The 7,596-nt window shown below is 58.4% G+C and carries 6 protein-coding genes; 3 read left to right on the top strand and 3 right to left on the bottom strand.

Annotated features, from left to right (window positions below; translation table 11 throughout):
* Positions 1-126: 126 nt before the first annotated feature.
* The 3 genes from coaE to uvrB are packed head-to-tail and all read left to right on the top strand — an operon-like array spanning position 127 to position 3,634.
* Positions 127-768: a dephospho-CoA kinase gene (gene coaE / locus ACTNDJ_RS00670; protein WP_154517538.1), complete on the top strand. Its 642-nt coding sequence runs from the start codon at positions 127-129 to the stop codon at positions 766-768.
* Positions 761-1,342: a lytic transglycosylase domain-containing protein gene (locus ACTNDJ_RS00665; protein ID WP_441032774.1), complete on the top strand. Its 582-nt coding sequence runs from the start codon at positions 761-763 to the stop codon at positions 1,340-1,342. The genes coaE and ACTNDJ_RS00665 overlap by 8 nt, the downstream gene beginning before the upstream one ends.
* A gap of 51 nt (positions 1,343-1,393) precedes the next feature.
* Positions 1,394-3,634, top strand: a complete 2,241-nt coding sequence (gene uvrB / locus ACTNDJ_RS00660) for an excinuclease ABC subunit UvrB (protein WP_441064051.1) — start codon at positions 1,394-1,396, stop codon at positions 3,632-3,634.
* 65 nt (positions 3,635-3,699) lie between these two features.
* Here the strand turns inward: uvrB and ACTNDJ_RS00655 are convergent, their stop codons facing one another.
* The 3 genes from ACTNDJ_RS00655 to ACTNDJ_RS00645 all read right to left on the bottom strand — a co-directional run bounded on the left by ACTNDJ_RS00655 (position 3,700) and on the right by ACTNDJ_RS00645 (position 7,523).
* A complete protein-coding gene (locus tag ACTNDJ_RS00655; RefSeq protein WP_441064049.1) occupies positions 3,700-5,340 on the bottom strand; it encodes an NAD(P)/FAD-dependent oxidoreductase in 1,641 nt (546 codons plus the stop codon).
* An 80-nt stretch (positions 5,341-5,420) separates the two neighbouring features.
* Positions 5,421-6,692: an NAD(P)/FAD-dependent oxidoreductase gene (locus tag ACTNDJ_RS00650; RefSeq protein ID WP_441064048.1), complete on the bottom strand. Its 1,272-nt coding sequence runs from the start codon at positions 6,690-6,692 to the stop codon at positions 5,421-5,423.
* Positions 6,693-7,523 (bottom strand): Mrp/NBP35 family ATP-binding protein, encoded by an 831-nt coding sequence (locus ACTNDJ_RS00645; RefSeq protein WP_427718672.1) that lies wholly within the window; start codon positions 7,521-7,523, stop codon positions 6,693-6,695.
* Between the last annotated feature and the right edge of the window lie 73 nt (positions 7,524-7,596).

Below are 7,596 nucleotides of genomic sequence, written 5' to 3'. Positions count from 1 at the left end.
GCGCTATATACAAGCTGTGCCTTGTGAGCGGACTCTTCCTTTGACTCTCTTACTGTTTGGCTGTTTTTTGAACCGTCGCTTTGTATTTGCGCGATAATTACTCGCATTGACGTTAGGGAGGGCTTGATGTTTACCGTTTTCGTTTTGGGCAATATTGCTTCGGGTAAATCGACTGCCTGCCGCTTTCTGGAATCTCGCGGAGCCCTGCTTATCGATTTAGATGTTCTTGCCAAATCGCTGTACGTACCGGGGTCGGATATCGTCAATGCTCTTGCTGAAGAGTTTGGCTGGGATATTTTGGACGAGGATGGCGGTGTTCGACGTAACGTTCTCGCTTCTCGAGCTTTTGTTTCTCCCGATACGGTTGCAAGGCTCAATAGTATTGTTCACCCCGCTCTCATTGAGCAGCTTTCGCTGAGGATTCTCGATCCTGCTTGCTGTACGGTTTCGTCCCCCCGCTATCCCTTTGCGGCGGTCGAAGTATCTGCTCCGACTGGCTTTGAGGATGCCTTTGGCCTTGCGGATGAAATTATGGTTGTTAGCGCTCCTTTAGCGGTCCGTCGCGAACGCGCTATTCACCGTGGTATGGAGCCATCCGATTTTGATGCTCGCTGTGCTTGCCAACCCGATGAGTCTTCGCTTTGCAGTCTCGCCACGACCGTGATTGATAACGCAGCGGGCGACAGCTCGCTCTTTGAACAACTGGACGCGTGGCTTGCTCGCCATGGCCTTATGGATGCTATGGATAAGGAGACGACAGATGCCTAAGACGCGTTTCTTTACGTGGTATCGCCTTGTGCCGCTGGTTGTCGTTTTCGTCTTTGGCCTTATCTCGCTCGTTTACTCGTGTGCTCCCGCCGCTTTCTTTAAACCGTTCTATCCGATTGACTATGAGGCGTATGTAAAGCAGTCCAGTATTTCGCATAATCTCGATCCGTATCTGGTGTGTGCCGTCATCAAGTCGGAATCAAATTGGGATCCCGAGGCGGAATCAAACCAGGGCGCCCAAGGTCTCATGCAACTTATGCCCGAAACCGCTCAGGATATGATCGCTAAGGGCCTTGTCGACGGGGATGAGTATTCTGCCGATAACCTGAATGACCCCGCTTCGAATATCGAATTTGGGTGCGCGTACCTCTCGTACCTGTTGACGTATTTCAATGGTTCGACGGATAGCGCTATTGCTGCTTACAATGCCGGAATGGGCAATGTCGATGGGTGGGCGCAGCAAAACACATCGCTCCATAACGCGATTGCCTTTCCCGAGACGCAAGCCTATTTGATTCGTGTCAATAATGCCTGGATTCGCTATAAGACCCTCTATCCCGACCGGTTCGTATAGGACTATGCCTGCCGCCTGCGTATACTGCAGATGTATGAGTTAGGAGTATCCATGGCGGATTTTGAAGTTGAGCGTGTTGGCGGAGAGCTCAAACGTTTTGGCGTTGAGGGCTCCGAGGTACCGTTTGAGGTCGTGTCTCCCTATGAGCCTGCAGGTTCACAGCCTAAGGCCATTGAGTCGCTTGTGCAGGGTGTGAGGGAAGGAGACCGCTATCAGGTTTTGCTTGGCGTGACCGGCTCGGGCAAGACCTTTACCATGGCCAAGACCATCGAAGCTCTCGGTAAGCCAACGCTGGTCATGGCCCCCAACAAAACCCTCGCCGCCCAGCTTGCGAGCGAGCTCAAAGAATTCTTTCCCAACAACGCCGTGGTCTACTTCGTCTCGTACTACGACTACTATCAGCCCGAGGCATATGTGCCGCAAAGCGATACGTATATCGAGAAGGATGCTTCGATTAACGAAGAAGTCGAGATGCTTCGACATCAGGCGACCGCCTCGTTGCTTTCTCGACGCGATGTGATCGTCGTTGCTTCGGTGTCCTGCATCTATGGCATCGGCTCTCCTGAGGACTATGCGGGGCTGGCGCCGAATGTCGACAAGAAAGTACCGCTCGAGCGCGATGACTTTATCCATGCGCTCATCGACATTCAGTACGACCGGAACGACTATGACTTGGCGCGTGGCACCTTCCGCGTGCGCGGTGATGTTGTCGATGTGTATCCGCCCTATGCCGAGCATCCGTTGCGATTTGAGTTCTTTGGCGATGAGGTCGAGCTTATCGCCGAAATCGATGAGGTTACCGGTGAGATGCTTCGTGAGTATGAGGCTATTCCCGTGTGGCCGGCATCGCACTATGTGACCGAGAAGCCCAAGGTCAAGGCGGCCTTGAAGTCAATCAGTGAAGAGTGCGAGAAGCGCGTGGCGGAGCTCAAGGCGACCGACAAGTTGCTCGAGGCGCAACGTCTACAGCAACGGACCGATTATGACCTCGAGATGCTCGAGACCATGGGCTTTTGCAACGGCATCGAGAACTACTCGCGTCATCTGGACGGGCGTAAGCCGGGTGAACCGCCGTTTACCTTGATTGACTACTTCCCCAAGGACATGCTCTGCATCATAGACGAGAGCCACGTGACGGTGCCACAGATTCGCGGCATGCACGAAGGCGACCGATCGCGCAAAGTTACGCTTGTTGAGCATGGTTTTCGCCTGCCCTCGGCGCTCGACAATCGTCCGCTTCGCTTCGATGAGTTTGAGGCGAGGATTCCGCAGTTCATCTATGTTTCGGCAACGCCGGGCGACTACGAGCTGCGGGTGAGCCAAAACGACGTGGAGCAGATTATTCGTCCGACCGGCCTGCTCGATCCCAAGATCGACGTGCGTCCCGTTCGCGGTCAGATTGACGATCTTGAGGACGAGATTCGCGAGCGCGTTGCCCGCAAGGAGCGCGTGCTGGTGACCACGTTGACCAAGCGCATGGCCGAGGACCTGACCGACCATCTACTTGATGCGGGCATTAAGGTCAATTACATGCACTCTGATACGGCGACAATGGACCGTGTCGAGATCCTGCGAACGCTGCGCGAGGGCAAGATCGATGTTCTCGTTGGCATCAACCTGCTTCGCGAGGGCTTGGATCTTCCCGAGGTCTCACTGGTGGCAATTCTCGATGCCGATAAGGAAGGCTTCTTGCGCAACCGCCGTTCGCTGATTCAGACGATTGGCCGTGCGGCCCGTAACGCCGATGGCGAAGTCATCATGTATGCAGACGTTGTGACCGATTCGATGAAAGCGGCCATCGAGGAGACGCGGCGCCGTCGCGAGATTCAGATGGCATATAACGAAGAACATGGCATTGTGCCCAAGACAGTGCGCAAGGCCATCAACGACATCTCAAGTTTTATTGCCGAGGCCGAAAAAACTGTGGGCTCCAAGGGACGCTCGAAGGGCGACTCTCTTGGCCATGGCGCATTCTATACGCCCGATGAGTCGGGCGAGGGCGGTGTGCCGGAAACGGTGGCGCCCGAGCAGACACTTGCGGAACAGTTGGAAGAACTACCGCATGACGAGCTTGTGCGGATCGTCGAAACCATGGAAGAGGATATGCGTAACGCTTCTGCCGTCATGGACTTTGAGGAGGCGGCGCGCCTGCGTGATGCTGTCGTTCAGATTCGGGCGATGCTCGAGGGTGCGTCTGAGGACGAGACGATCGAGCGCTTGCGTTCGCAGGCCCGCAAGGGTTCCACGTTCGCATCGGGTAGAAAACGCCAGGGTGCACGGTTTAAGAAATAGCGAACAGGCCCCGAGTTCCCTGTGGAGCTCGGGGCCTGTGTCTTTTGCGCGCTGGAATTCGTTCGCTAGAGGTCTGCGATCAGGGCTTCGGCACAACGGATACCGTCGGTGGCCGCGCTCATGATGCCTCCGGCATATCCAGCTCCCTCACCACAAGGGTAGAGGCCCGGGGTCGACACGGCATGGCACGTTCGGTCTCGGGTGACAGTGACCGGTGAGCTCGAACGAGTCTCCACGCCGGTAAGAACGGCATCGGGGCGGTCGTAGCCCCGTAGCTTTTTTCCGAGTAGGGGAAGTCCCAGGCGGAGCGACTCGACGATATGCTGCGGCAGGGCTTCGTCAATTGCCGTCCAGGTCACACCGAGCGGATAGGTGGGCTTTACCTTTCCGGGCGCCTTGCTGGCGCGTCCTGCGAGGAAATCTCCGACGAGTTGTGCCGGTGCGTTCCAGTTGGAACCGCCCAGGCGATAGGCGGCCGCCTCGCAGGCGCGCTGGAGCTCGATGCCGGCGAGCGGGTCATCGTCGGGAAGGTCCTCAGGCGTGACGTTAACGAGCAGGGCGGCATTTGCGTTACGGCCGTCGCGGGCATTGAGGCTGGCGCCGTTGACGCACAGGTGGCCCTGCTCGGAAGAGGCGGCGACAACCTGCCCGCCGGGGCACATGCAAAACGAGAACACGCTGCGGCCGTTGGGAAGATGGGCGACGAGTTTGTAGGGGGCTGCTCCGAGGGCAGGATGTCCCGCCGAGGCTCCATATTGGGCTCGGTCGATGTCGCGCTGCGGATGCTCGATGCGAACGCCCATGGCAAAGGTCTTTTGTGCGAGGGCCACGTTGTGGTCCTTAAGGAGTTCAAAAATATCGCGAGCAGAATGCCCGCAGGCGAGGATGAGGTGCTTTGTCTCAATTGGCTCGTAAGCGGCGTCTTGGGACGATTGGACATCAATACCGGTGATGGCGCCAGACGCGTCGATGCGAATGTCGACGAGTTTTGTTCGATAACGGACGATACCTCCGAGCTGCTCGATGCGCTGGGATATAGCGGTAACAACCGTGGGAAGGATGTCGGAGCCAATGTGCGGCTTGGCATCCCACAGAATATTGCGGGGCGCACCCGCCTCGACGAAGGTATCGAGGATGAGGCGATGGGCGGGATTTTTGGTTCCCGTATTGAGCTTGCCGTCCGAGAAGGTCCCCGCGCCGCCCAGGCCAAACTGGATATTGCTCTCGGGGTCGAGGATACGCTCCTTTAGAAAGAGGTCGATCGCATGCGAGCGGCGAAATGCCGGGTCGCCGCGCTCGATGAGCAAGGGCTTCAGACCCGCTTCGGCAAGGGTGAGTGCGGCGAAAAGGCCGGCACATCCGGCACCGACGACGACGGGGCGCTCTTTGGGTGCGCTAGAAACGGGGGAGGGGAATGAAGGCTCATCGTCTTCTATCGCGCGTACGCGCGAGCGGTCACGCTCGGCAACGCTGTCGACCGCTTCTCGCTCGAGGTGGGGACTAGTCAGCTCAACACGAAAGCTCAGGATAAAATGGACGTCTCGTTTTTTGCGAGCGTCGATTGACTTGCGGTGGAGCTCGATGGACTTGATCTCGGAGTCCTTGCAACGCAGGACGCGCTTGGCGAATCGCTTGCCAACAATGAGGCAGGCATTTTCATCGCCGGCTTCATCGAGTGACGCGTTGACTTGGGTGAGTTCGATCATCGAGGTCTCCTTAGAGGCAAGAAAGAGGCCGTCCGGTATCCCAGACGGCCCGAATGCGTTTTTGATTATAGACTGTGCGGCTACAGGCTGCTTGCAGCGCGAATGCCCGAGATCCAGGCCCACGCAAGGTTAAAGCCTCCGCAATCGGCGTCGATGTCGAGCGCTTCGCCGCAGACGTAAAGCGGGGCGTCGACAACGCTGCACGCGTGTAGACTGGGTGTTGAGATGCTCTCGACAGATACGCCACCACGCGTGACCTGCGCCGAGCGCTCCTCGGCTGTTCCCTCGACGAGCAACTTAAAGTGCTTGAGGAACGAGACCAGGTGGACGACATCGTTGGAGCCTGGATGGCACTGCTCGAACGCTGTGCAGACGACGCGGGAGAGTTGCGGGGCGAGCATGCCGTCGAGCCAACGGGGATCGCGGGGCGAAAAGCCGCCGAGCAGCTCAACGCGCCGGTTAAGCATATCGAGCAACTCGTCTTTAGAGAGGTCGGGGAAAACGTCGAGCAAGATCGTATCGCCGCGCTGGATACGACGGGAGAGGTTGAAGACAGCGACGCCCGAGATACCGAAGGTTCGAAACAGTACTTCACCGTCTTCGTGCCAGAGCTCACTATGGTTACGGGTGAGCGTCAAGCGGGCGCGGACGCGCAGACCATCCAACGTCTTGAGTGCCGCCCGATCGCCGACGACCGTTGCCGATACGGGGCAGAGGATGGGGCGCAGCGAAGTGAGGGGGAGGCTAAACGTATCGGCGATACCGGTGGGGTTGCCACCCGTGGCGATAATTACGGCATGTGCCTCCAGGGCCTCGTTCTTGCGAGGGACATCGGCGAGTGCTTTCCGAAGCGAGCGGAGCTCCGATTTTCGGTCGTCGTGCTTTTTTGCCTTGAGCGCCCGCGCTGGACGGTTTATTTGGAGTGCCCAGCCTTCGGAAGCTTTGTGCGCCGAGGCAACGTTGGCCCCGCAGACTAAGGTGATACCTAGGCGGTCGCAAACGTTGAGAAGCGCGTCGCGTACCGATTCGGCGCGAAGGGAGCGCGGGTACAGCCGGCCTTCCTCGGAGGTTGTCATGATGCCCAGCGAGGAGAAGAAACCCATAAGCTCTTGTTCGGGCTGGGGGCCCATGACGGATTCGACGAATGCGGGGTGGTTATACCGCTGTGGATCAATCGATTCGTTGGAGAGGTTGCAGCGACCGTTGCCGGTCGCAAGGAGCTTAAGGCCGCAGGCGACATCGCGCTCAACGATGCAGACGCTTTTGCCAGCGCGTGCGGCCGTAATGGCGGCGGCGAGGCCTGAAGCCCCGCCGCCGATTACCAGGACGTCATAGAAGGCGCTCGTGTTCACTTAGGCCTCGTCGGTCTCGTGCGGGGCAATGGCCTCGACGGCAGAGACTGCCTGGGGCAACATGCCATCGGGCAGCGCGGTCTCGACCTCGCCCTTATCGCAGGCCTCGGCGAGTGCCGGATTAATGGGAAGCTGGCCCAAGATGTCGAGGTTATAGCGCTCTGCGACCTCGGGGAGCTTGCTCTTGCCAAAGACCTCGATCTTCTTGCCGCAGTCGGGGCACTCAATATAGCTCATGTTCTCGACAATGCCCAGAATGGGGACGTTCATCTTCTCGGCCATGTTAACCGCCTTGGCGACGATCATCGAGACCAGATCCTGCGGGCTCGTGACGATGACGATGCCGTCGACGGGCAGCGACTGGAAGACGGTGAGCGCGACGTCGCCTGTTCCCGGAGGCATGTCGACCAGCAGATAGTCGATGGGGCCCCACGAGGTCTCGCTCCAGAACTGCCTAATGGCGCCTGCGATGACAGGACCGCGCCAAAGGACGGGGTCGGTCTCGTTTTGGAGCAGCAGGTTGGAGCTCATGACCTTGACGCCGTGCTCGGAGATTTCGGGCAGCATAAGGTTGCCAAGGGCATGGACGTGGCGTCCGCTCATACCGAACATCTTGGGGATAGAGGGACCGGTGATGTCGGCATCGAGGACGCCGACCTTGTGGCCGTGACGGGCAAGCTCGGTGGCGATGGCACCGGTGACAAACGACTTGCCGACACCGCCCTTGCCGGAAAGCACGGCGATGACGCGTTTGACCTCGGACAGCGTGTTCTCCTCAAATTGCGACGGCGACGTTTGTCCGCCGGCGGCCTGTGCGTGCTCGCAACCCATGTATGACTCCTTTGTATATGTTGGGGCCGGAGCCCCGTGATGTGACACGAGCGTCATTGTACCCTCGTTTGCG

Origin of the sequence: Collinsella sp. HCP3S3_D1 (genome assembly GCF_052064015.1) — a bacterium.
Lineage (GTDB): Bacteria > Actinomycetota > Coriobacteriia > Coriobacteriales > Coriobacteriaceae > Collinsella.
Note: the sequence above shows the minus strand (reverse complement) of the source record. Positions and strands in the feature narration are given on the sequence as shown.